The organism is Corallococcus sp. M7 (assembly GCF_054512695.1).
The window spans coordinates 8842199-8868276 of record NZ_CM137252.1 but is presented as its reverse complement, the minus strand read 5'-3'; the positions used below and the strand labels follow the sequence as shown (position 1 = coordinate 8868276).

The window sequence follows — 26078 nt, the reverse complement described above, 5'->3', positions numbered from 1 at the left end:
CGCCCGCGCCGTCCGCGCCCGCCGCCGCGCCGGCCTTCACGCCGCCCGCGCGGCTGTCGCGGGCCACGCTCCTGCGCGTGTTCCTGCGCTCGCTCTTCCTCCAGGCGTCGTGGAACCCCAAGGGCATGCAGAACCTGGGGCTCGCGTATGCCGTGTACCCGGCGCTGGCGAAGCTCTACCCGCCGGGCCCGCTGCGCGAGGCGGCGGTGCGCCGGCACCTGGTCTTCTTCAACACGCACCCGTACGTGGCGGCGGCCATCGTGGGCGGCGTGGTGAACCACGAGCAGAAGATTGCCCGGGGGGAGGAGACGCCGGACCGCGTGGTGGGCTTCAAGGCGGCGCTGATGGGGCCGCTCGCGGCGCTGGGGGACGGGTTCTTCTGGCTGTCGCTCAAGCCCGCGGTGGGCGGGCTGTGCGCGGCCATGGTGCCGCTCCTGGGCGTCTGGGCGGTGGCGCTCTTCCTGGTGCTGTACAACCTGGTGCACCTGCTCTTGCGCATCCGGCTGTACTGGCTGGGCCTGAGTCTGGGAGACCGTCTGGTGGAGGCCGTGGCGCGGGTGAACCTGCCCGCCAAGGGCGCGAGGCTTCGGGGTGTGGCGGCGGCGAGCGCCGGCGGCCTGGCCGCGTGGCTGGCGGTGAGCTTCGGGGCGACGGCGGGCGGGACCTGGGCGCCGTTCCTGGCGGTGGGGTGCCTGGCGGTGGGCGTGTTGGCGTACGTGCTCGTCAACCGGCGTGTCCCCACCTACGTGGTCCTCTACGTCGCGGCGGGATTGGCCTGCGCGGCGGGTGCCTTTCTGTGAGTACGAACAGTCGAGTGAAGCGGGAGTCGCACGATGGCCAGTGAAGCCGAGGGAACCTTCGAGATCATCAACGCGCTGGGGCTGCACGCCCGGGCCGCGGCGCAGATGGTCAAGGTCGCCAACCGCTTCAAGAGCGAGGTCTTCATCAAGGCCTCCGGGCAGCGCGCCAACGCCAAGTCCATCATGGGCGTGCTGATGCTCGCGGCGGCCCAGGGCACCCAGGTGACCCTCACCTGCAAGGGCGAGGACGCCGAGGCCTGCCTGTCCGAATTGAAAAAGCTCATCGAGGACCGGTTTGGCGAAGCGCAGTAAGCGTCGAAAGGGGAGTTAGACTCCCCGTGAGGTCAGGAGAACCGTGAGCAGCCAGGCCACCCCTACACTCAGGTTGACGGGCATCGGCGCCTCCCCGGGCGTGGCGGTGGGCCATGCCTTCATCCTGGACAGGAAGCGCATCCGCACGCCCAAGCTGCGCCTGGCGGACGCGGAGGTGGAACCCGAGCGGATGCGGATGAAGACCGCCATCGACCTGTCCGACCGCCAGCTCGCGGAGTTGAAGGACCAGATCACCCGCACGGAGGGCAGCGACCACGCCCTCATCCTGGAAGCGCACCGGCTGATGCTCCACGACCCCATGCTCGTGGACGAGGTCAACCGGCTCATCGTCGAGGACCGCATCAACGCGGAGTGGGCGGTGCGGCGCACGGCCCGGAAGATCAAGCACCTCTTCGACAACATCCCGGACGAGTACTTCCGCGAGCGCCGCTCGGACGTGGACTACGTGGCCGACCGCATCATCCGCAACCTGATGGGCCAGGTGGTGGACGAGGACGTGGAGGTGCCCGCGGAGGCCATTGTCGTCGCGCATGACCTGCCGCCCGCGGACGCTGCGATGATGGCTCGCAGCGGACGCGTGGCGGGCTTCGTCACCGACCTGGGCGGACAGACCAGCCACACCGCCATCGTCGCCCGCGCGCGGGAGACGCCCGCGGTGGTGGGCGCGGGGCGCGCGAGCGAGCAGATCTCCCCGGGCGACCTGGTCGCCATGGATGGCACGCGCGGCGTGGTGCTGGTGAACCCCACGGAGGACCAGCTGGCGCTGTTCCGCGAGGAGCAGCGCCGCTACCTGGAGAGCGAGCAACTGGCGCTGGCCACCAAGGACCAGCCCGCGGTGAGCACGGACGGCTTCCGCATCCGGCTCAACGGCAACATGGAGTTCCTGGAGGAGATCCCCTCGCTCCTGGCTCACGGCGCGGAGGGCATTGGCCTGTACCGCACGGAGTTCATGTTCCTGGACCGCAAGACGGCGCCCACGGAAGAGGAGCACTACCGCGCCTACAAGCAGGTGCTGGAGGCCATGGGCGGGCGCCCCGTCACCATCCGCACGCTGGACCTGGGCGGCGACAAGGTGCCGGGCAAGACGAAGCACGAGAAGGAACCCAACCCGGCCATGGGCCTGAGGGCCATCCGCTACTGCCTGTCCAACCGGGAGCTCTTCCGCGTCCAGCTGAGGGCCCTCCTGCGCGCGAGCGTGCACGGCAACCTGCGGCTGATGTTCCCGCTCATCTGCGGCGTCAGCGAACTGCGCGAAGCGCGCAGCGAGCTGGAGGCATGCCGCACGGCGCTGGGACGCGCGGGAGTGCCGGTGGGCAAGCGCTTCCCGGTGGGCATCATGGTGGAGACGCCCAGCGCGGCGACCATCGCGGACCGGCTCGCGCAGGAGGCGGACTTCTTCTCCATCGGGACCAACGACCTCATCCAGTACTCGCTGGCCATCGACCGCCAGAACCGCGAGGTCGCGTACCTCTACCGGCCGCTGCACCTGTCGGTGCTGCGCATGCTCCAGAACGTCGTGGACGCGGCGAAGGCCGCCAACATCCCCGTCTCCATGTGCGGCGAGATGGCGGGCGACCCGCTCTTCACCCTGGTGCTCCTGGCGCTGGGCTTCGACGAGCTGTCCATGACGTCCGGGCAGATTCCGGTGGTGAAGCGGCTGATGCGCCGGGTGAGCCGGAGCGAGGCGATTGAAATGCTCCAGGGCGCCATGGAGCTGACGACCGCCGAGGAGATTGAGCGCTTCGTGCGCACGGAGATGGACCGGCGCTTCGGCGGTGGCCAGGAAGGCTTGCTGCTGTCGCCCGTGCGGGACCCTGAACCTGAGTCCGTGTAGGCCCTGCTCCCCCGCGTGAATGCGCGGAGGAGGGGGTCGCCGTTTCCAGGCGGAGTGCGCACGTTCGCCGGACACGAATGCAGGAGGCAGCAGCGTGTTCAAGCCAACGGACATTCAGCGGGGCATGACGGTGCGGGACCGGGACGGCGAAGCGCTCGGCGGCATCGTCGCGGTGGACCCGCGCGGCTTCACCATCGGCAAGGGGCGCATCTTCGAGCGGGAATACCCGGTGCGCTTCTCCGACGTCGCGGACCTGGACGGGGATGACGTCTACCTGCGCCGGGACCTGGCCAGCCTCCCGGGCGCCACGCTGGCCGAGGGCGCGCTGGAGCTGGAGGACGACCACTGCCACCCTGACAGGGCGCACCGGCCGGTGGCCTACACGCACGACCTGACGGGAGCGCTGGTGCCCATGGAGTAGCGGGCGTCCACACGGACGCCCCGCGTCACCCGGGACGGGACCCCTCATTCATCCGAGGGGGACCCGTCCTCGCTGTTTTTGCGCTCGGGCGGCTGGTCGTGCCGCCCGCCGCCGTGCCGTCCCGCCTCGGGGGACAGCAGCCGGGAGACGGGGCGCAGCACCACCAGCGACAGCAGGGCCAGGGCCACGGTGGCACCGGCCGCCACGTAGAGGCCCAGCCCGCAGGCCAGGTCCACGGAGGCCGTCAGCCAGAGGTTCGCCGCCGTGGTGAGCCCTCGCACCGCCTCCCCGTGGCGCAGGATGACGCCCCCGCCCAGGAAGCCGATGCCCACGACAATCTGGCTGGCGATGCGGCTGATGTCCGTCTGCGTGCCGCTGGGGTTCGCCCCCATCCGGAGCAGCTCCTCCGTGTACACGCTGGAGAGCGTGAAGCAGCACGCCCCCAGCGCCACCAACGTGTGCGTGCGCAGCCCCGCGGCCTGGTTGCGCGCCTCGCGCTCCACGCCGAGGAGCCCGCCCAGCAGCGTGGCCAGCAGCAGCCTTCCGATGAGGACTTGAGATTCCACCCGGGCCTGGACGCTACTCGCCCAGTTCGATCTTCTCGTCCGTGTCCGCGTCGTTCAGTTGGGGACTGGGCAGCGTGTCCAGCGTGGCCACCAGCAGCTTGTAGGACGGCACCACGTAGGGCTCCACCTCCTGGCCCAGCTCCGTCGCGTACTGCTGCTTGCGCTCCACGTACTTCTTGTCCTCGGAGTCCCAGCTCCCGCCGGCCTCCGCGGCCCACACCTCCTCGCCGTCGCGGCAGCGGATGAGCTGCGCGCGCACCGCCACCTCCGCGCCGTCACCCACGCGCTTCACCGCCGGGTCCAGCCAGAGCACGCCCTCGATGCCCTCCACGCACTGGTCCTTGAAGGTGGGGTCCGTGGGGCGCTCCGGGAGGGACGTGTTGGCCTTCACGATGTAGTCCCGGTTCTGGTTCAGCCACTGCCGGGCGATGAGGCTCCACAGGTCACCGATGTACTGCTGGCCCTGCGGGAACGGCTGCGTCACCACCGCCAGCCGCTTCACCTGCAGCCGGTCCACCGTGGCGTAGTCGGGACGCAGCCGCTGGCTCTTCACCGTGCTCGCGCAACCCGTGAGCACCATCAGGCCCAGCACCGCGCCCACCCGCTTGAACGTCCCCATGGCTCGAAGCTCCCGAAGAAAAGAACGGCCCCGCGCTTCCCTTGGGGGAAGGCGGGGCCGAAAGGTCCGGCGCGGATATTAAGCGCTTCCTCCGCGCTGTCAGGCGGCGCGTGTGGAGGACGTGTCACCGCCGGAGGCGGAACCGCCCTCTGGCGAACGTCCCGCGTCCTTCTGCCGCTTGTCGTGCATGAGCTGCATCACCGCCGCCAGCACCGTGAAGGACACCAGCAGCGTGGTGATGAGGCCGATGCAGGCGACAAGGCCCATGGAGCGCAGGCCGTTGTGGCTGGCCACCAGCAGCGCCGCGAAGCCCGCCACCGCCGTCAGCGTGGAGGACGCCACCGCCGCGCCCACGCTGCGCAGCGCCACCAGCGGGGACGTGCCCTCCAGGAAGCGGTGCAGCAGGTACAGACCATGGCTCACGCCGAAGCCCAGGAGGATGGGCAGGATGATGATGTTCATGAAGTTCAGGCGCAGGTCGAACAGCGCCATGAAGCCCATCATCATCGCCAGGCCCACCGTCAGCGGAATCACGGACGCCAGCGCCAGCTTCGCGTTGCGGAAGTCCGCGAAGTGCATCACCAGAATCCACAGCGCGGTGAGGATGACCGTGAGCTTCGCGTCCTTGAGCACCATGCGCGCCAGCGACGCGTACAGCTGCGTGGCGCCCGCGGCGCGGAACTCCTTCTCCACCGGCGCGCCCGTGGGCCCGCCTGGCGTGAACTTGCCCGGCGTCACCATGCCCTTGATGGAGCTGGTCTGGTCCGCGAACTGGAGCATCTGCTTGCCGTCCCACAGGTCCACGCTCGGGTAGATGAACGTGAGGTAGCCGTGGTTCTCCGGGCTCGTGGTGGGCAGGTGGCGGAACTGCGAGGCGTAGATCTCCGGCACGTTGTGCACGTCGAAGGGGCGCGCCTCCAGCATCTTGAAGAACAGGGCCGCCTTCTCCTGCGTCTCCGGCGGCAGCGCCTTCACGTCGATGTCCTTCAGCTCCTCCTGCCACTCCTCCAGGATCTTCGTGTTCGCCTGGGCGATGCCCTCCGGCGGCACGAAGGTGAAGAGGCTCATCACCTGGGAGATGGCGGGGCGCTTCTTCGGGTCGGTCGTCAGCTCCTTGTAGAGGGCCTCCGTCTCCGCCAGGTCCTTGGTGTAGACGGCGAGCGGGTCGCTGGCGATCTTGAAGCGCGCGTTGATTTCATCCTGCAGCACCACGGACGGCTGGTTCGCCGGCATCAGCGCGCGGGTGTTGTAGTTGAAGCGCACGCCGTACGGCAGCCGCGCGAAGAAGCCCGCGTCCGCCGGGGGCTCGCCGCTCTTCCACGGGATGGCCGCGCCGCACACCACCGCGACAATCACGCAGCCCACCGCCAGCACCAGGCCGGGGCGCGGGATGCGCAGCTCCTTGCCCGTCGCGCTGACGGCGGGCGGCGGCTTCATCACGCCGATGAGCTTCTGCGGCAGCTCCGGGTTCTTCCGGCCCGCCAGCGCCAGCATCGCCGGGCACCAGGAGAACAGCGTGAAGCCCAGCATCAGCGTGCCCGTGCCGGCCAGGAAGCCGAACTGGGAGAAGCCTTTGAACTCGCTCACCATCAGCACGTAGAACGAACCGGCCACCACCACCGCGGACACCAGCGCCGGACGGCCCGCGTTGATGACCGCGTCACGGATGGCCACGTCGTAGCGCTTGCCCGCGCCCAGCTCCAGGCGCGTGCGGAAGATGAAGTGGATGCCGTAGTCGATGCCGAACCCCATCAGGATGCCGCCCAGGATGGAGGTGATCATGTTGAGCTCACCCAGCGTCGCGTAGGTGAAGCCCAGCGTGTACAGCGTGCCCGCCACCGTGCCGCTCACCACGATGAGCGTGGGCGCCCACTTGCGGAAGAACGCGATGGTGATGGCGAAGATGGCGACGAGCGCGATGATGGTGACCGGCTGGAGCGAGTCCTCGATGGCGTACGAGTCGTCCACCGCCGTCTTGTAGGAACCCGTGAAGCCGTAGGCGACCGTCTTCTTGTCGCCCATCTTGTAGTAGTCCTCCACCAGCTGCACGCCCGCGGCGTTGCCCTTGGAGTACTGCTCCAGGTCCCCGCGCAGCTTGTCCACGTACTGCTTCGTCTTGCCGATCTCATTGGTGTCCCACATCGGCTTGATGAGGAGCAGCAGCAGCTTGCGGTCCTGGGAGATGTAGTAGTCGTCCGCGATGCTCTTGTTGCCAACGCTGGAGTACTTGTCGACCAGGTCCTGCAGGTCCAGCTTCACCGGCTCCGTCTTCTTGATCTCGATGTAGAAGGGGTTCGCGCGGCGGATCTGATCCTTGAGGAACGCCATGATGCGGCGCTTGCCCTCGGCCAGGTCCTCCGTCTTCACGAACAACACCATGTTGTTCTGCACGAACTCGACGGGGATCTTGTAGGTGACGGAGCGCGCGTTCTGCTTGTCCTTGCCCACCATCGCGGCCACGTCGTCCGCGACCTTCTTGAGCGTGGCCTCGTCGTCACCGCGGAAGGTGAGCATGAAGAAGCCGCTGCCGCCCACCATGTCGATGACCCGCTTGACGTCCTTCACCTCCTGCAGATCCTGGGAGATGAGGTCCAGCTGGTTGGAGTTGATGGTCAGCTTCGACGTGCCCCACACGGCCAGACCGAGCAGCAGCAGCAGCACGGTCATCACGGTGCCGGGGCGCCGGACCAGCATCTCTGCGTAGGCCAGGGCGAGGCGGGGCGGGGGATGGGAGGAAGGATTGCCGCTCATGGGCGCGGGACCCTATCGCTGAACGTTCCCGCCCGGAAGCAAAGCCCGGGATGCCTGTCCGCCCTACCTCCGCGCGAGACAGGGCCTCCCTTTCCCTGGGAATAACTCCCGTTGGGTCAGTGCCCCGGAGGCCCGGCCAGGGGGACGACCTGCGCCTCGGTCCCACCCGTGACGGGCGCTTCGCGGGGCGGGACGAGGAAGGGGAGCGGGTTTCGCAGGAAGCGCAGGAACACGGCGCCCAGGAAGCGCGCCCCCTCGCGCAGCGGGACGTCGCGGGCACGCAGGGCCACGCCCAGGGCCAGCGCGAAGGACGCGCCGAAGTTGATGACGCCCACGGCGAGCACCCCCACCGCGGCCGCCAGGAAGCCCGGCTCCAGCACTGCGGAGGGGCCCAGCGTGCACCCGGCGAAGGCCAGCGCGCCGAAGGAGAAGGTGACGTGGCGCACGTCCAGCGGGACGCCGAAGAAGCCGCCCACGCCCGGCATCACCGCCAGCAGCAGGCCCAGGGTGACGCCGCCGCCCACGCCCGCCGCGTGGTGCATCAGCGCGTCCGCCACCTTGCGCGCGCCGTTCACCCCGAAGACCGCGCGCAGCACGCGGTGGTGGGCGAGCGCCTCCGGCAGGCGGCGGTAGACGATGAAGTTCTCGAACCAGCCAGCGGCCACGCTGGAGGCCCAGAGCATCACGCCGGTCAGGGTGGCGTAGAACAGCGTCGCGCTCTTCCAGGGGTGCAGCGTCTCCACCACGTGCCGCGCCTGCGGCTCGGTCAGGTACGCGTGGCCCGTGAGGAACTGGAAGCCCAGCGCCAGCGCCACCGCGACGGGCATGACGCAGCCCAGGTTGCCCAGGATGGCCGCGAGCTGCGAACGGGTGATGCGCGGCACCAGCGCCGCCAGGCGCTCCATGCGCCGGGTGCCTCCGTCCGGGCCCGCGTCCTCGCCCACCTCGGCCGCCAGCGTGGAGGCCGTCATGGAGGGCTGCTTGGTGGCCAGCGTGAAGCCCAGCAACTGCATCACCACGAAGCCGCCCGCGTAGTTGAGCGCGACGAAGAGGCCCGCGAAGAAGGGGGCCAGCGGCAGGGCGGTGAGGAGGAACTTCAGCGCGACGGCGACCGCGGCCACGAGCCCGCCGCCCGCCGCCGAGTGCACCATGTGGTGGAACTCGGCCGTCGTGGAGGTGATGTAGTGCTCGCCCGTGTTGCCGGTGCGCTCGATGATTTTTCGCGCCATCAGCCGCGAGTTGCGGCGCACCAGCGCGCGCACGGAGCGGTCCGCGTGCGCGAACTCCAGCAGGTCCGACAGGAGCGCCAGCGCCTCGCGCCAGCGGGGCTCGCCGCGGGGCGCGCCCAGCACCCGCGCGATGGCCTCCATCCGGTCCAGGCCGCGCCGGATGCGCTCCAGCCGGTACACCAGGTCCACGCTGACGCCGGAGTCCTCCAGGTGCCGGGTGACGGTGCGCACCACGCCGCGGCAGTCCTCCACCACGCGGGCCAGGTCCGCCAGCCCCTCCTGGGCCCCGTCGCGCGCCAGCACCGCGTCGCACACCAGCCGCAGCCGCAGGAAGGGCGACGCGCGGAAGGACATCTCCGGCGTGCGGTCTCGCACGTCCTCCGCCAGCCCCAGCCCCGCAACCTGCACGCCCAACAGCAGCAGCGCGTCCATCAGGTCCCCGCGCACGCGCGAGGCCGGGGTGGGTTCGGGTGGGGGCGGCTCGCCCACCAGCGCCGTCAGCCGCGCCAGCAGCATGGGGGACAGCGCGCCCAGCCACTCCGCGTCGTCCGGCACCGGGAACAGGCGCAGGAGCAATTCCGACAGCTTGCCCGGCTCCGGCGGCGCGGGCAGCACGCCGCGCACGAAGCGGTCCGTCAGTTCGGAGAAGAAGCCGTTGCCCGCGCTCAGGCCCACCTGGGCGAAGAGCTTCAGGCCCCGGCTGCCGGCGCACACTCCCGACACCAGCCGGGTGACGGACACGCGCAGGGCGCTCTCGCCCTCCAGCACGCGCACCAGCAGGGACAGCCGGGAGTTCGCGGGGGACAGCGCGGGGTCGTCCGCGTCCGTGAGGCCGTGGGCGGGGATGCGGTCGCGCATCCAGTGCATCCACCGCTCCACCCACTCCAGGCGCGGCTCCAGGCCGTCGCCGGGGACCTCCAGCAGGAGCCGGAGCAGGTCCCGGACCGCGGGGTGCCCGGGGGCCCGGGGGGCATACTGGACGCAGAACGCGTCCATCTCTCGGTCGGACGGCACACCCCGGAGCAGCAGCCGCGGGGCGGGGGTCGAAACACTCATTCGCCAGGCGCTCCGGGGGAGGAGGATCGCCCCAGCCTACCCGGCCCGCGCCTCCCCCGGAACCCGGGGGGACTGCGAGGGCCGGGTTGCCTGGCTGCCCAGGCGGCAGCTGACTGGATTACTTCAGCTTCACCGAAGCCAGTTCGTTGTTCTTCGCACGCATGGCGCCGAGCAGCGCGTCCCAGCCGCCCTCCTTGAAGAGGGGGCGGACCTGATCATCGCGGATGCCGGTGAGCATGGAGTCACCCAGCACGGACACGTCCACGACCTTCCAGCTGCTGCCCACCTTCTCCACGGCGTACTTGAGCTTCATCTCCTGCTTCTTGAGCGGGTGGTTGATGAAGATGGTGGAGCCCACGAGCGCCTTGTCGCCCGTCACCTGCGGCTCGTCGTAGGTGATGGAGTCCAGGTTCTTGAAGTTCTCGCGCACCTTGGGGAAGGCGATCTTCGCGAACAGGCTCTGGAAGAGCTGGGTGAACTCCTTGCGCTGGGCGTCCGTGGCCTTGGTCCACTCTTCACCCAGCAGGAAGAGACCCTGCTGGTCGCTGCCCAGGTTCTCCAGCGCCTTGAGGTCCTTCTCGTAGCGCACGGACTGCACCACGGTCTTCACCGGCTTGGTGATGGCTTCGGAAGCCTTGGGCGCGGCGAGCGCGGGCACGGCGAAGGTGAGGGCAACCAGGAAGGGAAGGGTGCGAAGACGGGCGATGGCGTTCATATGGGTCGGTGACCTCCAGAAGAAGGGCGCGGGTCCTGTAGCCCTGAGAACGCCATGCGAACCATGAAATTCATCCGGCAGGCGGGCACACCCGCGACGTCGGGTCCGCCTGCCCGGGGGGCGCTTCGAGCCGAATAAACCCTTGTATCGACAGGTTTGACTCTGCTGGGACCGCACGTTTAGTGTCCGCCCCTCTGCGCTGTGTCACCGAATAAGCGCGAAGCCCGAGAAGACATGCCTACCGACTTCCTGTTCACGTCTGAATCCGTCACCGAGGGCCACCCGGACAAGATCGCCGACCAGATCTCCGACGGTGTGCTCGATGCCATCATCGCCAAGGATCCGCAGGCGCGCGTCGCCGTGGAGACGCTCGTCAAGACGGGCCTCGCCATCGTCGCGGGTGAGGTGACGACGAACACCTACGTGGACATCCCGAAGATCGTCCGCTCCACCATCACGCGCATCGGCTACACCGACAGCGCCATGGGCTATGACGGCAACACCTGCGGCGTCATGGTGGCCATCGAAGGCCAGAGCCAGGACATCGCCCGGGGCGTGGACAACAAGAAGGACCAGGGCGCCGGCGACCAGGGCATGATGTTCGGCTTCGCGTGCGACGAGACGCCGGAGCTGATGCCCGCGCCCATCCACTACGCGCACCAGCTCACCCGCCGCCTGGCGGAGGTGCGCCGCAAGAACCACCCGTGGATCCGCCCGGACGGCAAGAGCCAGGTCACGGTGGAGTACAAGGACGGCAAGCCGCTGCGCATCGACGCGGTGGTGCTGTCCACGCAGCACTCGGATGACGTCTCCAACAAGAAGATCCAGGAGGCCATCCGCGAGGACGTCATCCTGAAGGTCCTGCCGAAGAAGCTCATCGACAACAAGACCAAGTTCTTCATCAACCCCACGGGCCGCTTCGTCATCGGCGGCCCCATGGGCGACTCGGGCCTCACGGGCCGCAAGATCATCGTCGACACCTACGGCGGCATGGGCCGTCACGGTGGCGGCGCGTTCAGCGGCAAGGACCCGTCCAAGGTGGACCGCTCGGCCGCGTACATGGGCCGCTACATCGCGAAGAACGTCGTGGCGGCGGGCCTGGCCAGCCGTTGCGAGGTGCAGGTGTCCTACGCCATCGGCGTGGCGGAGCCTGTCAGCGTGATGGTGGAGACCTTCGGCACGTCCACCGTGCCGGAAGAGCAGATCGCCCGCGCCGTGCGCCAGGTGTTCGGCCTGCGCCCGCGCGAAATCACGGAGCACCTGGACCTGCTGCGGCCCATCTACCAGAAGACCGCCGCGTACGGTCACTTCGGCCGCGCGGAGAAGGAGTTCACCTGGGAGCGCACGGACAAGAAGGACGCGCTCCGTGAGGCCGTCGCCGCCCCCGCCCCCAAGACGCGCACGCCGCGTCTGAAGGCGGTCTGACGCACCGGAAGCACTCCGGTTGAGTCCACGCGCTCGTCTCCTTCCCGGGGGCGAGCGCGTTTTCATTTCCGGGCATGCCGCGTGCGTTGGCCGGGCGCACACGGTGGGTGAATTGTTAGGACACGGCCATGCCGACTTCGGGTGCCGCGTCTGGCTGGCGCATCGTGCTGCTCACCGTGGCCCCCGCGGTGGCGCACGACTTCACGCTGGCGTTGAGGGCGCTGGGGCATGACGTGGTGGCGCTGGTGGTGCCGTCGGGCATCCGGGGCCTGCGCCCGCTGGACATGGAGGGCTGGGCGGAGCTGGGGCGGCTCTTCGAGGCCGCGCCTCCCTCCGTGGACGTGCTGCTGGTGAGCGAGCGGGCGCACCTGACGCCCCGCCTGTCGGGCCTGAAGCCGGACCTCCTCCTGTGCTTCTTCTTCCCGTGGAGGCTGCCGCCGGAGGCGCTGGCGTTGCCCCGGCTGGGGGCGGTGAACGTGCACCCATCCCTGCTGCCCCGGTATCGGGGGCCCTGTCCGTTGGGCTGGGCGCTGCGCGAGGACGCCCACGAACTGGGGCTCACCTTCCACCGCATGGACGCGAGCTTCGACACCGGGCCCGTGCTCTCGCAGGGGACGTTCGCGGTGACGGACGAGGACGCGGAGGAGGTGGTCTTCGAGAAGCTGATGCTCTCGTCGCGGCGGCTGCTGCCCGGAGTGATGGAGCGGGTGGCGCGAGGAGACGTGGGCGAGCGGCAGGCGGAGGTGGACGCGACCTTCGCGCCCTTCTTCGAGCCGGCGTACCGGGACATCGACTGGCGCGACAGCGCGCGCTCCGTGCACCTGAAGGTGCGCGCGTGCCGCTTCGCGGGGTGGCGCGAGGGGAGGGGCGATGCGAGGGCCCGGCTCGAGGGCCGCTGGGTTCGCGTCCAGCGCACGCGGGCGTGGCGGGGCGAGGACCCTGGCGCGGAGCCGGGCACGCTGCTGGCCCGGCAGGGGGACGAACTGCTGGTGCAGTGTGGGGACACGCCGCTCTGGGTGATGTCGCACGCGCCGGAGGAGGCCTGAACGGGGAGCTTCGACAGGCAGCCGGACGGGCGGATGGGGGCGCGTGGGTGGCACCTGCCGGCGGGCGGATACACACAAGGGTATGGCGAACCATCCCGGAGACCCCTACGCCCTCGTCCAGGTCGAGCACTACGAGCGCTACGTGGGCGCGGAGGTGGTGGAGCGCATCCTGGAGAAGGCGCGTCCGCTGCAGGACCTGCGCGTCGCTCACGTCAACTCCACGTACTACGGCGGCGGGGTGGCGGAGCTGTTGTCGCCGCTGACGCTGCTGATGAACAGCGTGGGCATGGTCACGGAGTGGCGGGCCATCCAGGGGCCGCCGGACTTCTTCAACATCACGAAGAAGATGCACAACGCGCTGCAGGGCGCGGACATCCACCTGACGTCGATGAAGGCGACCATCTACGAAGAGGTCGTCTACGAGAACGCGGTCCGCAACCGGCTGGACCATGACCGGGTCGTCATCCACGACCCGCAGCCGTTGCCCATCGTGCGCTACAGCCGCAAGCGCGGGCCGTGGATCTGGCGCTGCCACGTGGACCTGTCGAATCCGGAGCCGTCGCTGTGGGAGTACCTCAAGCCGTTCGTGGAGCAGTACGACGCGACGGTGCTGAGCATCCCGGAGTACGCGCGCGAGCTGTCCGTCCCGCAGGTGTTCTTCATGCCGGCCATCGATCCGTTCTCCATCAAGAACCGGGAGATGACCGAGTCGGAGATTGAAGAGCGGCTCCAGCATCACCACATCCCCACGGACCTGCCGCTGGTGGTGCAGGTGTCACGCTTCGACCGGTGGAAGGACCCGGAGGGCGTGGTGGCCGCGTGGCGGCTGGCGCGCAAGGAGATGCCCTGCACGCTGGTGCTGCTGGGCAACATGGCGTCGGACGACCCGGAGGGGCAGCAGGTCTACGAGCAGGTGATGCGGCACAAGGACGAGCGGCTCATCGTCCTCAGCCAGGAGGACACGGCGCTGGTGAACGCGCTCCAGCGCCGCGCGGCGGTGGTGGTGCAGAAGTCGCTGCGCGAGGGCTTCGGGCTCACGGTGGCGGAGGCGATGTGGAAGGGCACGCCCGTCATCGGAGGGAACGTGGGTGGCATCCGTCATCAGATTGAGGACGGGCACAACGGCTTCCTGGTGGACTCGGTGGACCAGTGCGCCCAGCGTATCGTGCAGTTGCTCCGGACCCCGAAGCTGCGCCACCAGTTGGGGCACCACGCGCACGAGACGGTGCGCCGCCGCTTCCTGCTCACGCGCTACCTGGAGCAGTACCTGGACCTCTTCAGCGCGTTCGAGGCCCGGTACCACCTGCGTCCGCTGCCGCATCTGACGACGTGAGTGAATATCGCGAGGGTTGGCACGTCTCCGGGCCCGATCCCCCTCCCCCAGGACAAGGAACAATGCCAACCCCCACCCCTGCATTGGTGCGCTGCGCCATCGGTACGCTTGTCTTCCTGGCCGGGTCCGCGCTTCCCGCCGCCGCCGCCCCTCTGGCATTCGCCGGTGAATCACAGGCCGTCACGCAGTGGGCCCTGAAGCAATCCTCCGACTTCATCACAAAGCCCATCCTCGTTTCTCCGGAAGCCAATGCGCTCCTTGCGGATGGCCTCGTCACATTTCAGTGGGAGGCGTCCACGGAGCCCCAGGGTCGGCTGCTGAGATATGCCGTGATCATCCGCCAGGGCGGCGCGGAGGTCGGAGTCTTCGAGACCCTCGAGACCCACTTCACCCTGGCGGAGAGCGATGCGGTGCCTCCGGGTGTCTATTCCTGGCTCGTTGTCGCGGTCAGCGTGGGTGGCGCCTCCAGCTCTGTCGAGTCCAGCTTCACCGTCGCAGGTGAAGTCCCCGCGGATGGGGGCATTCCGGACGCGGGGACTGCTTCAGACGCGGGCTCCATCGAGGCAGACGCGGGAAGCCCGGATTCAGGCGTCCCCGTGCGCTTCGACCCTTTGCCTCAATCCAGGCCGCCCTCGGAGTCCGCCGGATGTTCCTCCAGCCCGGCCGGTGGGGCATCCCCTGGCGCACTGCTGCCTCTTCTGGCGCTCGGGCTCATGCTTCGAGCCACCCCGCGCCACCGTCACGGCGAACGTCGGGTCAGAGCGAGTCCAGGAACGTGAGCAGCGCGGCGCGCTCCTTCGGGGACATGCGCTGCACGGCTTCGCGTGACGCCTTCGCTTCGCCGCCGTGCCAGAGGATGGCCTCCAGCACGGAGCGCGCGCGGCCGTCGTGAAGCAGGCGTGTGTGGCCGTTCACGGTGGCGGTGAGCCCCAGGCCCCAGAGGGGCGGGGTGCGCCACTCGGTGCCTCTTGCCTGGTGGTCGGTGCGTCCGTCCGCGAGTGGTTCGCCCAGGTCGTGCAGCAGCAGGTCCGTGTACGGCCAGATGCGTTGGTTCGACAGCTCCGGGAAGCCGGGCAGCTCTCCGGTCGTGGTGCTGGGGCGGTGGCAGCGGTCGCAGCCCGCGCGCAGGAACGCAGCCTTGCCTGTGCGCACGTCCTCGCGGTCCGCGTTCCGTCGCGCGGGCACGGCGATGAGGTGCGAGTAGTCGGAGAGGGACGCGAGGTTGGCGGCGTCCACTTCGGGCTCGCCGCCGGTGTCGCCCTTGAGGCACTGCGACTGCGCGGCGGTGCACGGAGGCTGGGGGAACAGCGTGGAGGTGAGGCCCATGTCGCCCAAGAGCGCGCCCGCGGCCTGATGCTCCAGGTCCGGCTGGTTGGCCTTCCATCCGAAGCGGCCGAGCACCTCGCGGCCCTCCTTCGCGCTCCAGACGCGATTGGGGCGGCCCCGGATGCCGTCGCCATCGCGGTCGTCGGGGTCGGCCCAGGCGAGCAACGTCGCGTCCGGGATGGCCGCGAGCAGGCCCAGGCCCACCATGGGCTGCGCGATGCGCGGGGACAGGCGCACGTCGGGCGCGAGCGGGCCGTAGCCCAGGTCCACCAGTTCGTAGCGTGGCGCCTGGAGCGTCACGCTGCCTTCGTCTCGGAGGGACATGGCGGGCAGGGACGCGTAGGTCACCTGCACCTGGCCTTCGGCGGGGACACCGTCGATGGCGCGGGGCTGGAACTGATCACCGTAGGTGGGCTCCGGCAGGGGCTCGCCGTGCGGACCGGTGCCGGGCACGGAGAGACGCACGAGCAGCGACGGGGGCGCCTTCGTGTTGCCGGTGACGGGCGCGCCCCGGCCGTTGGCGACGTGGCAGGCGAGGCACGAGGTGGCGTGGAAGAGCGGGCCCAGGCCGTCACGGTCGCGCTGGTTGGAAGGTGCGGGGACCCAGTCCACCTCGAAGTTGGCTTCGCCCAGGAGGAAGCGCGACCGGTGCTCCACCGTGATGTTGGCGAGGGACTGCACGAAGGCTTCGGGACCCGTGTGGAACACCGTGGTCGCGCCACCGGACCGGGTCTCATCCGGGTCGAACGGCGCGACCTCCAGCGGGATCTCCTCAGGTGTCTCGACGGACGGGTCGTCCGGAAGCGGAGTGGACGACTGCCCGCAGGACGCGAGCGTCATGACGAGGATGCACGTGGAGACTGCGATTCCGAAACGCATGGTCATGGCGGACGCGCTGGAGTGGGCTCTTGGAACGGTGACCTTGCGCGCATGACGGTCACGGCAGGTTCACGGCGCGGGGCGTGGACACATACGACGGCGTGCCTTCACCCAGGCCCAGCTGTCCACGGGTGTTGCTGCCCCAGATGAGCACGTTGTCCTCGCGTGTGCGGACGAGCGCGTGCTGTGCTCCCGCGGCGATCTCCACGACGGGCAGATCCGTGGCCACGCGCGCGGGTTTCACTCGCTGACTCGTATCCCCCACGCCGAGCTGGCCCGTGGTGTTGAGCCCCCACGCCCAGGCTGTGCCATCGCCGCGCAGGGCCCAACTGGAGTTGTTCGCGGCGACCAATGCAGTGGCCCCCGTGAGCTCCAGCACCGGCGTGGGCTGAGCTCGTCCCGCGCCGAAGCCCGCGTCACCGTGGCCCAGTTGTCCCGAAGTTCCCGTGCCCCACGCGCGTACCGTTCCGTCCTTCAGCAGCGCGAGCAGGTGGCTGCGCCCCGAGGCCAATTGCTCCACCTGCTCCAGGTGCGGCACACGCTCGGGAGCGGCCTGCACGCGTGCCTCCGTCTCGCCAGTTCCCAGCACGCCGTCCCGGTTGTAGCCCCACACCGACACGGTGCCGTCACGGTGCAGCGCCGCGGAGTGTTCGCTGCCCGCGACCACCTGCACCACGTCGGTAAGGTTCGGCACCGCCGTGGGCTCCGTCACCGCGTCACCCTCCTCACCCAGGCCCAGTTGTCCGCGCGCGTTGACGCCGAAGGCCCAGACCTGCCCGCTCGCATCGAGCAGCAACGCGTGCCCCGTCCCCAGCGCCACGCCCACCACGTCCTTCACACCTTCAATCCGGTGGGCGCTGCCCGCCACCATGCCACCCGCGTCGAGCTGCGATGCCAGCGCGCCGCACAGCCACGCGCGCCCGTCCGAGCCGATCCACGCGGTCGTGTCCATGGCGGACACCGTGCCGATGGGCTTCTGGTCCTCCAGCGCGAGCGCCGGCACGGCCCGCTCGTCCGGAGTCACGTCGCAGCGCTGGCCCGACCCGTTGTCGCCCCATGAGGCAAAGCGCCCCTGCCGCAGCACGCCTGTGTGGCTGAGGTCCGCCCCCAGCTCCGGTCCCGAGGAGAACGGCACATCCTGTGTCGCCGTGTTGCCCGCGTCATCCGTGGCCGACACATGCAGCACGTGCGAGCCCGGCGGCACGAGCAGCTCCATCGCCAGCGTGGAGCCTGCGACGGAGAGCGTCCGGGAGATTCCGTCATCCAGCCACACCTGGACCCGCGTGGCGTCTCCCACGTCCCCCGCGATGCGCAGGCGGCTCACGACGAGCCGCTGGCCGGAGGCGGGCGTGTCGATGCGCAACAGGGGCGCTTCGGTGTCGACGGGGGCCTCCCCGGGCGCCGGGGAGGACTCGCCGCACGCGCACAGCGCCAGCAGCAGGAGCGTGGTGCTTCTCACGGCAGCGTCACCTGGATGGGCTCCGAGTACGCCCACGACTCCTTCGCGGCGGGGCCTCCGCCCACGCTGCCCTTGAAGTTCCATCCCCAGCCGTAGATGGAGCCGTCGCTCCGGATGCTCACCGCGTGGAGCGCGCCCGAGCCGAACGTCGTCACCTTCGTGAGCCCCACCACGGGCGTCGAGGGCGACGTGAGCGACACCTTGTCGCCCGTGCCCAGCGAGCCGGTGGAGTTCTGGCCCCAGCCCACCACGGTGCCGTCCGCGCGGAGCGCGAAGCTGATGGTGCCGTTGGCCACCACCGCCGTGGCGTTCGTGAGATTCAGCACCGCCACCGGCACCGCGCTGGTGCCATCCGCGCCGCTCAGCCCCTGGCCCAGTTGTCCATTCAGGCCCAGACCCCACGCGACGACGCTGCCATTCGCGCGCAGCGCGAGCGTGTGGTCCTTGCCTGCCGCGATGTCCACCACATCCGTGAGCCCCGGCACCCGCGCGGGCCGCGCGTGCGGGTCGCTGTCCTGGGTGCCCAGGCCCAGGTTGCCGGAGCTGTTGCGCCCCCACGTCCACACCGTGCCGTCCGCGCGCAGCGCCACGGAGTGCTCGGAGCCGGCGGCCACCTGGACGACGTCCGTCAGCTCCACCACCTTCACCGGCACGTCGGAAGCGGCCTTCGTCGAACCGTCACCCAACTGCCCCGCGTTGTTGGCGCCGAAGGCCCACACCGTCCGGTCCTCCGCGAGCACCAGCACGTGCGTGTAGCCCCGGACCGCCGTCACCGCGTTCGTCAGCGAAGGCACGCGCTCCGGAGCCCAGCGCGTCGCCGTGTCCTGCGTCTCGGAGCCGGGGACGCCCAGGCCCAGCTGCGCGTTCTTGTTGTCACCCCACGTCCACACCGTGCCGTCCGTCCCGACCACGAGCGAGCTGTTCTGGCCGAACGCCACCGCGCCCACCGTGGGCAGCCCCGTCAGGAGCAGCGGCGAAGGGGAGTACCCCAGCTCCGGCCCGGGCTGGCCCACGCCCAGCTGTCCCAGGTTGTTGTTCCCCCAGACGTACACCTTCCCATCGCGCACCAGCGCCGAGTGCGAGCCGCCGCCGCTCACCCACCGGCCGAAGCGGAAGTGGGCCTGCTGCTCGGTGGCGTTGCCCGCCTCGTCGCGCGCCCGCAGGACGAGCGTGTTGTCACCGCGCCCGGGTGTGAGCGTGAACGCGAAGGCACCGTCCGAGCCCGGCGTCACGGTGATGACCTCCTCCGCGCCGCCGTTGAGCCGCCACGTGAGGCTGGTGACTCCGACGTTGTCCGTGGCCCGGCCCGTGACGCGCACCTGGTACACGGTGAGGTCCTGGCCCTCGGTGGGGCTGGTGAGCGCCAGCGTGGGGGCCTGCATGTCGACGGTGGACGCGACGTAGGTGAAGCGCAGCGTCGCTTCCGTGGCCTGGCCCGCTGCATCCACCGCGCGCAGGACGACCGTGTTCTCGCCGGCCACCGGCTCCACGGGCACCGTCACCGCCTGCTCCGTCTGTCCCGTCGTGACGGCGACGTCCGTGGCGGTGCCACCGTTGTGCGTGGCCGTCAGCGCCGCGAGCCCGCCCTCGGCGTGCACCACCGCCTGCACCTGCACCGGGGACGCCTCCACCCGGGCACCCTCCGAGGGCGAGGTGAAGGACACCGTGGGCGCCGCGGCCTGAGTGCCCGCGTCCGGCTGCGTGCCGGCATCCACGGTCACGCCCGCATCCGTGTTGCCCGAGGGCTGCGGCGCCGGGTCGTCATCCCCGCATGCTCCGAGCAGCAGCATCGCCGCCACCCACGCACTCCACCTCGCCTTGTGTGCCCGCATGGACCCGCCTCGCTGGCCGTTCACGGATTTCCGCTCCGGCTGGCTAAGTTGATTTTGATTCGCAAAGTCGATTCGGAGCGGGCGTGTATCGCGGCAGGCGCCTCGCGCGCAAGGGGGGATGGGTGCGGCGATTGCACGGGGGTGCGCATCGAGGCCGCGTGCCTCCTTGGCGCGCCCGGTTGCGCGCGGTGACACGACACGGTGGCGCGCCGCGTATGACGTTCGCGCCAGAAAGACAGACATGACCTTCCGGATTGGTCCCGATTCCTGGCTCAGGGCCCCTGGCCTGTGGCTGGCCCCCGTGATGCTGGCGCTCCTCGGCTACACCGTGCTGGCGCTGTACATGATGGCCCTGGAGCGAGAGGAGCGGCACCGGATGACGGCCCAGGACATGCGGCACATCCTGACGGCGTTGACCCGGTACGAGAAGCGCACGGGGCACATGCTGGCACCCTCGGAGGGGCTCTCCGTGCTCGTGGAGGAACGCCTGCTGGAGCGGCTCCCCGTGGATCCCTGGGGCCATGACTATGTGTACCGCGTGGAGGCGGGCGCGCCGGTCATCTTGTCCCATGGCCGTGACGGCATCCCGGGCGGCGAAGGCCCGGACGCGGACCACTCCTCTCGCGTCCTCCTGGCGGAGTGACGTGGGCCCATGGGTTGCAATGGCAGTCATCCCGGAAGGCAGAGGGGCCTTCCGTGAGGGACACGCTGACAGCGGCCCGTGCCGGTCGGCGTGCCGGAAAGACAGACATGGACACGAAGAAGCGACGTCAGCGCGGCATGACGCTGATTGAAATCATGGTCGTCATCACCATCCTGGGCCTCATCGCGGCGGCCGTGGGCGTGTCGGTGATGGGGCAGTTCGGCCAGGCGAAGCAGCAGCGCGTGGGGCTGGACTTCGGCTCGATGGGGCAGGGGCTCCAGCTGTACGCGATGAAGAAGGGCCGGCTGCCGGACACCACCTCCGGGCTGCGCGTGCTGGTGGAGGAGAACATCCTCCCGGAGCTGCCGCGCGACCCGTGGGGCAATGACTATGTGTACACGCTGGACAGGGGCGTGCCGGCCATCGTGTCACTGGGCGCGGATGGCGCACCGGGCGGTGACGGGGATGACCGGGACCTCTCGTCGCTCGACAGGGACGCGCGGTCCCGAGGGTGACGGAGGGAGGAAAGGGTGCTGCCCGAGTGGAGAAGCCAGGGTGTCGTGGCTGATGAAGCCAGGAGCGGATTCGAACCGCGAGCCCCATTGTGGTGGAGCTTTACCAGAGCGTGTAGGGCCTCTCCGGCCGGGCAGCACCTCCAGGGACGCAGGCGCCGCGAAAATCCTGACGGGGGATTTTCGCGGGCGCGCCTTCAGTCCGCGGGGAAGGTCTCGAGCGTGAGGGACTCGGGGGGCACCTTCAGCTCGCGCGGCAGCTTGAGGACGCCGTCCAGGTAGCGCCAGCCGGTGCCGTCGTGGCGGAAGTCCGAGCGCTCCACGAAGGACTGGTCCCTTCCCTTCTCGAACACCTTGGCGAAGAAGAGGACGCGGGAAAGCCCCGTGGCGTCCGGAGGCTGGTGGCCCATGACCACCAGCCCCGGGTACTGGTGGTCATGGGCGAAGGCGCGCAGCTCGCGCACGACGTCCGCTTCCGGACGGGTCCTCATCGGGTGGTCGGGGTGGAGCGTCTTCCAGAGGTATGCGGCCTCGCGCTGGGCGAAGGCGCTGTAGCGGCTGCGCATGAGGCGCTCGGCGTCCGGGGCTTCCGCCTCGCCTTTGTGGAAGGGGGCGCAGCACTGCTTGTAGCGCTGGCCGGAGGAGCAGGGGCACAGGGGGACGGGGGGCATGGCGGGGTGGAGCCTACCCGGGTTCCCGGTCCGGACGGTCGGGTGGCGGACCTGGGCCCCGGTGTGGGGAACCTTCGCGCTTGCGGGGCAGGGGGGCAGGGCATATCCCTGGCGGCCACGTCCCCTATGAGCCTGCTCGAAGCCATCGTCCTGGGTCTGGTCCAGGGTCTCACGGAGTTCCTGCCCATCAGCTCCACCGCGCACCTGCGCATCGCGCCGGAGCTGTTCGGCTGGCCGGATCCGGGCGCGGCGTACTCGGCCATCATCCAGCTGGGCACGGTGGCCGCAGTGCTCATCTACTTCCGCAAGGACATCGTCGCGCTGGTGAAGGCGTTCGTCGTGGGGCTGGTGAAGCGGGACCCGTTCGGCACGCTGGAGGCGCGGCTCGCGTGGTTCGTGGGCGTGGGCACGCTGCCCATCGGCATCTGCGGGCTGGCGTTCAAGAAGCTCATCGAGACGCAGTTCCGCTCGCTCTACGTCATCGCGGGCAGCCTCATCGTGCTGGCCATCGTGCTGTTCGTCGTGGAGAAGCGCGCGTCGCACCAGCGCACCGTGGCGGACATGACGTGGAAGGACGGCATCCTCATCGGCCTGTGGCAGGCGCTGGCGCTGGTGCCGGGCTCGTCCCGCTCCGGCACGACGCTCACGGGCGGCCTGTCGCTGGGGCTCAAGCGCGAGGACGCGGCGCGCTACTCGTTCCTGTTGTCCATCCCTGCGACGACGCTGGCGGGCATCTTCGAGTTGAAGCACCTGCTGGAGGCCACGCAGCGTCCGTCGACGCCAGCACTGGTGGTGGGGACGCTGGTGGCCTTCCTGTCGGGCATGGCCGCCATCGCGTGGCTGTTGAGCTTCCTGAAGCGGCGCACCACCCTGGTGTTCGTGGTGTACCGCATCGCGCTGGGAGTGCTGCTCTTGGGGCTGTTGCAGGCGAACATCCTCAAGCCGATGTCCGGCGTGGAGAACCTGTCGACGCCGGAGGCTCCGACGAAGCCGCCGGTGGAGAAGCAGATCACGGACTGAGGAAGGGGGAGGTCGTGCGCGTGCAGGCCCTGTTCGATGCGCTGGAGACGCGGCTGACGGCGAGGCCGGCGCGGACGTTCGAGTGGAAGGGCCGGGCGCTGCGAGAGGCCGCGGTGCTGGTGCCCCTCTTCGAGCGGGACGGCGTGCCCCACATGGTCTTCACGCGGCGGCCCGCCACCCTGCGCACGCACGCGGGGCAGTACGCCTTCCCGGGCGGAGGCCAGGAGGCGCGGGACGTCACGCCGCTGGAGACCGCGCTGCGCGAGACGGAGGAGGAGCTGGGCATCGCTCGCGCGCACGTGCGCGTGCTGGGCCTGCTCGACGAGACGCCCACCACGTCCGCGTACCGCATCCGTCCCTACGTGGGCGTCATCCCGGGGGATGGGAGGTACGTGCCCAATCCGGTGGAGGTGGACCTGGTGCTGGAGGTGCCGCTGGTGCGCCTGCTGGACCCCGCCATCCTCCGGGTGGAGCGGCACATCTGGGAGGGGATGGAGCACGACGTGCACTTCTACACGCACGGCGAGCACGTCATCTGGGGCGCCACGGGGCGCATCCTGCGCAACTTCCTGCAGTTCGTGGTGGAGGTGCCGGGCATCCAGGACCTGCTGGACGCTCCCCTGCCTGCTGGCCGTTGAGCCTCGAGGTTCGTGCTGACGGGCGGCCCTGGCGCAAAGGCGCCTTGTCGCCCTGGCGGGCCGGTCCCACGTTGAAGGGGAAACCCTTCGAAAGGGCGCGATGTGGACGGTGGCAATGGGGCCGGGGGCATGGAGGTGAGGGAGGCCGCGCTGGTGGCGCTGGGAGAGGCCCTGCGCGCCAGGGGGTATGCCTTCACGACGGTGACTCCGGAGACGCACCGGCGGGTGAACGCACGGCCGGGGGCGAAGGTGGCCCACTCGGTCCGTGACGTGTTCGGGTGGAGCCGGCCTTTCGGACCGGGCGTGCTGGAGCCTCGGATGGTGGCGCTGCTGGAGGAGGCGGGCGCGCTGGTGGACTGCAAGGACGGGACGCACCGGAGCCGGGTGCGGTTCTCCAGTCTGGGCGCGGGGCTGTACGTCCATTCGGCGTGGCCCACGTCGGAGCAGGACGCGGTGTTCTTCGGGCCGGACACCTACCGGTTCTGCGCATTGCTCCAGCGGGTGCCGGGCAGTTTCCGGCGCGCGGTGGACCTGGGGTGCGGCACCGGAGCCGGTGGCCTGTCGGTGGCGACGCGAAGCGCGCAGGTGGTGCTCGCGGACCTGAACCCGTTGGCGCTGGAGTACTCGCGGGTGAACGCGAGGTTGAACGGCGCGCACGCGGTCCAGGCGGTGCACTCGGACCTGCTGCGGGACGTGTCTGGCCGGTTCGACCTCATCATGGCGAACCCGCCGTACCTGGCGGACACGGACAAGCGCACGTACCGGGATGGCGGCGGCACGCACGGCACGGAGCTGTCGGTGCGCATCGTGCGTGAGAGCGTGGAGCGCCTGGAGCCGGGCGGCACGCTGGTGCTCTACACGGGAGCGCCGGTGGTGGACGGCGAGGACCTGCTGCGCACCGCGCTGGAGCCGGTGTGGCGGGGCGCGCCGCTCGCGGAGGTGCGCTACGAGGAACTGGACCCGGACGTGTTCGGCGAGGAACTGGAGAAGGAGCCGTACGCGGGCGTGGAACGCATCGCACTGGTGGCGCTGGTGGCACGGCGGGGCTGACCCGGAGCCTCACGCCTCCATGAGGCTGGCACGGTCCGTGCGCTCATGACTTCCGCCCCTTCGGAGGGCGTGGTTGCTTCCCTCGACGAATCTCGGGTTCGGGTGACTCTCCAAGCTCGGACTCGAGTTGTTCGATACTCGGGAGGCTGCTTTCGAGGCGTACCGGCAGCGCTTGCACGAGCCGGTATTCAGCCACGCCCATCGGCTTGTTCGTGTCACGCAAGGCGTACTCGGCAATGACGCGGCTCTTGGTCTTGCAGAGGAGGAGGCCGATGCTGGGCCCGTCGTGCTCACCGCGCATCTTCGCGTCGACGGCGCTCAAGTAGAAGTTGAGCTTCCCCGCGTGCTCGGGTTCGAACTCGCCTGCTTTGAGTTCGACGACGACATAGCAGCGGAGTCTCAGGTGGTAGAAGAGCAGGTCGAGGTAGAAGTCCCGGCCATCGATTTCAAGATGGACCTGGCGACCGACGTACGCGAAGCCTGCGCCAAGCTCGAGCAAGAAGCGCGAGATGTGCGTGACGAGGGCATCCTCGATCTCACGCTCATTGGCATCGGCGCCAAGCGTGAGGAAGTCGAAGCGGTACGGATCCTTCAGGCTCTCGCGCGCCAGGTCCGATTTGGGTTCGGGCAGCCGCTCCGCGAAGTTGGTGACGGCCTTGCCCTCTCGCTCCACTGTGCGTTGTTCGATGTGGAGTGTGAGGACCGCGCGTGACCAGCAATGCTCGATGGCACGTGCCGCGTATGCAAGGCGTGCCTGCGTCGTCTTGAGCTTGGTGAGCAGTACGAGGTTGTGGCCCCAGGGCAATTGTCCAACAGGCTGTTGGACGATTGCGGCCTCGTCCGGCCAAGCCTCCGCGAAGGCTCACATGTACATCAGGTTCGCGCGGGAGAATCCCTTCATCTCGGGAAAGGCGGCGCGCAGATCCGCGGAGACGCGCTCCACGATGCCTGTTCCCCAGCCCGCTCGCCGCTGCCGCACGAGGATGTCGCGACCAATCCGCCAGTAGAGAACGAGCAGTTCGCGGTTCACCGCGAGGGCCGCACGTTGCTGGGCCGCGTGGATGCGCGCCTTCACGTCGGCGAGCCATGTGGCGTAACCCGAAGGGGGGCGGATGAAGGAGACAGGCGTTCTGGCCGGAGCCTTCTTCGTGGGCTTCGTGCTCGTGCGCTGGAGGCGCCGGGTCTTCGTGCGCAAGGTCATGGCGAGCGGTCGCCGTCCGCACTGAGCATTTGAAACGGATGCGTCTCTTTGCTCCGTGAGCACACGACTCGATGGATGACGGTACTGCAAGAGCGCTGAACCGGGAATGATGGCGTTCTGATTCAGGGCTGGCGGCTCACGTCGCAGCGGCCGGTGGCCTGTCTCGCGAGGTCTTCCGCCACGGAGCGCAGCAGGCTCCCCAGGACGGGTGTTCCGGAGGACGAGGCCTCACCCTGGGTGAGCCAGCGCGCCATGCGGCCCAGGCTCGCGGCTGTCACGACCTGGAGCCGCACCTCCACCTGCACGACGAAGTGCTCGTCCGCTCCGGGCTTCGCGTCCAGCGTCCAGGCCACGCGCTCCAACTCCAGCGTGCCCACGCCTCCTGTCAGCTCGCGTCCGTCCAGCCGGTAGCCGTCGCGGGTGAAGGCGAGCACCTGGGTGACCCGCGCGCTGTCCAGGTGCGCGTCGAACCAGAAGGCGCGGCGCTTCCAGAGCGTCAGCTCCACCTCCAGCTTTCCCGCGAGGCCCAGCCGCACCAGCCGGTCCAGCTCTGGCGAGATGAAGGCGCGTGCCTCCGGCCGGACCATCACGCGCTTTCCGGAGAGCGTCGCGGTGCAGGCGGCGGACGCCTCTTCTGCGTGCGCTCCGGACGAGAGCAGGCCCGCCGCGACGACGAGCGCCGCGCCTTGCCTGCGCTTTGTGGCGTGCCTTCCCATGGC

At 69.7% G+C, this 26078-nt stretch carries 23 protein-coding genes and 1 pseudogene; 12 read left to right on the top strand and 12 right to left on the bottom strand.

What is annotated here, in order from left to right; all coding sequences use genetic code 11:
* Nucleotides 1–53: 53 nt before the first annotated feature.
* From ACX114_RS35555 to ACX114_RS35540, 4 genes are all read left to right on the top strand, one after another.
* Nucleotides 54–800: a PTS system mannose/fructose/sorbose family transporter subunit IID gene (locus ACX114_RS35555; protein ID WP_459300361.1), complete on the top strand. Its 747-nt coding sequence runs from the start codon at nt 54–56 to the stop codon at nt 798–800.
* 33 nt (nt 801–833) lie between these two features.
* The gene (locus tag ACX114_RS35550; protein ID WP_120561227.1) at nt 834–1112 is read left to right on the top strand and encodes an HPr family phosphocarrier protein; all 279 of its coding nucleotides are present in this window, start codon (nt 834–836) and stop codon (nt 1110–1112) included.
* 43 nt (nt 1113–1155) lie between these two features.
* Complete coding sequence (gene ptsP / locus ACX114_RS35545) at nt 1156–2967, top strand: phosphoenolpyruvate--protein phosphotransferase (protein WP_459291784.1); 1812 nt, start codon at nt 1156–1158, stop codon at nt 2965–2967.
* 94 nt (nt 2968–3061) lie between these two features.
* On the top strand, nt 3062–3388 hold the full coding sequence (locus tag ACX114_RS35540) for a hypothetical protein (protein WP_459291782.1): 327 nt from the start codon (nt 3062–3064) through the stop codon (nt 3386–3388).
* Between the two features lie 44 nt (nt 3389–3432).
* Here the strand turns inward: ACX114_RS35540 and ACX114_RS35535 are convergent, their stop codons facing one another.
* From ACX114_RS35535 to ACX114_RS35515, 5 genes are all read right to left on the bottom strand, one after another.
* Nucleotides 3433–3954 (bottom strand): MgtC/SapB family protein, encoded by a 522-nt coding sequence (locus ACX114_RS35535; protein WP_459291780.1) that lies wholly within the window; start codon nt 3952–3954, stop codon nt 3433–3435.
* A gap of 13 nt (nt 3955–3967) precedes the next feature.
* Nucleotides 3968–4573, bottom strand: a complete 606-nt coding sequence (locus ACX114_RS35530) for an MXAN_6521/LA_1396 family lipoprotein (protein WP_459291778.1) — start codon at nt 4571–4573, stop codon at nt 3968–3970.
* A gap of 99 nt (nt 4574–4672) precedes the next feature.
* Nucleotides 4673–7324 carry an efflux RND transporter permease subunit gene (locus ACX114_RS35525; protein WP_459291776.1) on the bottom strand — a complete coding sequence of 884 codons (2652 nt, stop codon included), beginning with the start codon at nt 7322–7324 and terminating at the stop codon, nt 4673–4675.
* 116 nt (nt 7325–7440) lie between these two features.
* Entirely contained in the window at nt 7441–9609 is a 2169-nt protein-coding gene (locus ACX114_RS35520; protein WP_459291774.1) for a site-specific recombinase, read from the bottom strand.
* A 118-nt stretch (nt 9610–9727) separates the two neighbouring features.
* On the bottom strand, nt 9728–10324 hold the full coding sequence (locus ACX114_RS35515; protein ID WP_459291772.1) for an ABC transporter substrate-binding protein: 597 nt from the start codon (nt 10322–10324) through the stop codon (nt 9728–9730).
* 234 nt (nt 10325–10558) lie between these two features.
* Here ACX114_RS35515 and metK point away from each other — a divergent pair, with 234 nt between their 5' ends.
* From metK to ACX114_RS35500, 3 genes are all read left to right on the top strand, one after another.
* The gene (metK, locus tag ACX114_RS35510) at nt 10559–11749 is read left to right on the top strand and encodes a methionine adenosyltransferase (protein ID WP_459291771.1); all 1191 of its coding nucleotides are present in this window, start codon (nt 10559–10561) and stop codon (nt 11747–11749) included.
* A 128-nt stretch (nt 11750–11877) separates the two neighbouring features.
* Entirely contained in the window at nt 11878–12795 is a 918-nt protein-coding gene (locus tag ACX114_RS35505) for a methionyl-tRNA formyltransferase (RefSeq protein WP_459291770.1), read from the top strand.
* An 82-nt stretch (nt 12796–12877) separates the two neighbouring features.
* On the top strand, nt 12878–14128 hold the full coding sequence (locus ACX114_RS35500) for a glycosyltransferase (protein WP_459291769.1): 1251 nt from the start codon (nt 12878–12880) through the stop codon (nt 14126–14128).
* Between the two features lie 756 nt (nt 14129–14884).
* On the opposite strand, the gene ACX114_RS35495 is transcribed toward ACX114_RS35500, so the two are convergent.
* The 3 genes from ACX114_RS35495 to ACX114_RS35485 form a co-directional block, all read right to left on the bottom strand.
* Nucleotides 14885–16294, bottom strand: a complete 1410-nt coding sequence (locus ACX114_RS35495) for a di-heme oxidoreductase family protein (protein WP_459291768.1) — start codon at nt 16292–16294, stop codon at nt 14885–14887.
* A gap of 97 nt (nt 16295–16391) precedes the next feature.
* Complete coding sequence (locus tag ACX114_RS35490) at nt 16392–17792, bottom strand: RCC1 domain-containing protein (RefSeq protein ID WP_459291767.1); 1401 nt, start codon at nt 17790–17792, stop codon at nt 16392–16394.
* On the bottom strand, nt 17789–19582 hold the full coding sequence (locus ACX114_RS35485; RefSeq protein WP_459300359.1) for an RCC1 domain-containing protein: 1794 nt from the start codon (nt 19580–19582) through the stop codon (nt 17789–17791). Before ACX114_RS35485 ends, ACX114_RS35490 begins: the two co-directional genes overlap by 4 nt.
* A 283-nt stretch (nt 19583–19865) precedes the next feature.
* On the opposite strand from ACX114_RS35485, the gene ACX114_RS35480 reads away from it, so the two are divergent.
* Nucleotides 19866–20267 (top strand): type II secretion system protein GspG, encoded by a 402-nt coding sequence (locus tag ACX114_RS35480; RefSeq protein ID WP_459291766.1) that lies wholly within the window; start codon nt 19866–19868, stop codon nt 20265–20267.
* 107 nt (nt 20268–20374) lie between these two features.
* A complete protein-coding gene (locus ACX114_RS35475; RefSeq protein WP_459291765.1) occupies nt 20375–20782 on the top strand; it encodes a type II secretion system protein GspG in 408 nt (135 codons plus the stop codon).
* A 194-nt stretch (nt 20783–20976) separates the two neighbouring features.
* On the opposite strand, the gene ACX114_RS35470 is transcribed toward ACX114_RS35475, so the two are convergent.
* Nucleotides 20977–21450: a YchJ family protein gene (locus ACX114_RS35470; RefSeq protein WP_459291764.1), complete on the bottom strand. Its 474-nt coding sequence runs from the start codon at nt 21448–21450 to the stop codon at nt 20977–20979.
* 126 nt (nt 21451–21576) lie between these two features.
* On the opposite strand from ACX114_RS35470, the gene ACX114_RS35465 reads away from it, so the two are divergent.
* The 3 genes from ACX114_RS35465 (at nt 21577) to ACX114_RS35455 (ending at nt 24158) form a co-directional block, all read left to right on the top strand.
* The gene (locus tag ACX114_RS35465) at nt 21577–22470 is read left to right on the top strand and encodes an undecaprenyl-diphosphate phosphatase (RefSeq protein WP_459291763.1); all 894 of its coding nucleotides are present in this window, start codon (nt 21577–21579) and stop codon (nt 22468–22470) included.
* Between the two features lie 14 nt (nt 22471–22484).
* On the top strand, nt 22485–23108 hold the full coding sequence (locus ACX114_RS35460; RefSeq protein WP_459291762.1) for an NUDIX hydrolase: 624 nt from the start codon (nt 22485–22487) through the stop codon (nt 23106–23108).
* Between the two features lie 129 nt (nt 23109–23237).
* Nucleotides 23238–24158 (top strand): methyltransferase, encoded by a 921-nt coding sequence (locus ACX114_RS35455; RefSeq protein ID WP_459291761.1) that lies wholly within the window; start codon nt 23238–23240, stop codon nt 24156–24158.
* A gap of 43 nt (nt 24159–24201) precedes the next feature.
* Here ACX114_RS35455 and ACX114_RS35450 read toward each other — a convergent pair whose 3' ends face one another.
* From ACX114_RS35450 to ACX114_RS35440, 3 genes and pseudogenes are all read right to left on the bottom strand, one after another.
* Nucleotides 24202–24831, bottom strand: a complete 630-nt coding sequence (locus ACX114_RS35450) for a PDDEXK nuclease domain-containing protein (RefSeq protein WP_459300357.1) — start codon at nt 24829–24831, stop codon at nt 24202–24204.
* Between the two features lie 3 nt (nt 24832–24834).
* Nucleotides 24835–25359: pseudogene (locus ACX114_RS35445) on the bottom strand (DUF1016 N-terminal domain-containing protein); the annotation flags it as partial.
* A 122-nt stretch (nt 25360–25481) separates the two neighbouring features.
* Nucleotides 25482–26075 carry a hypothetical protein gene (locus ACX114_RS35440; RefSeq protein ID WP_459291760.1) on the bottom strand — a complete coding sequence of 198 codons (594 nt, stop codon included), beginning with the start codon at nt 26073–26075 and terminating at the stop codon, nt 25482–25484.
* Nucleotides 26076–26078 lie beyond the last annotated feature (3 nt).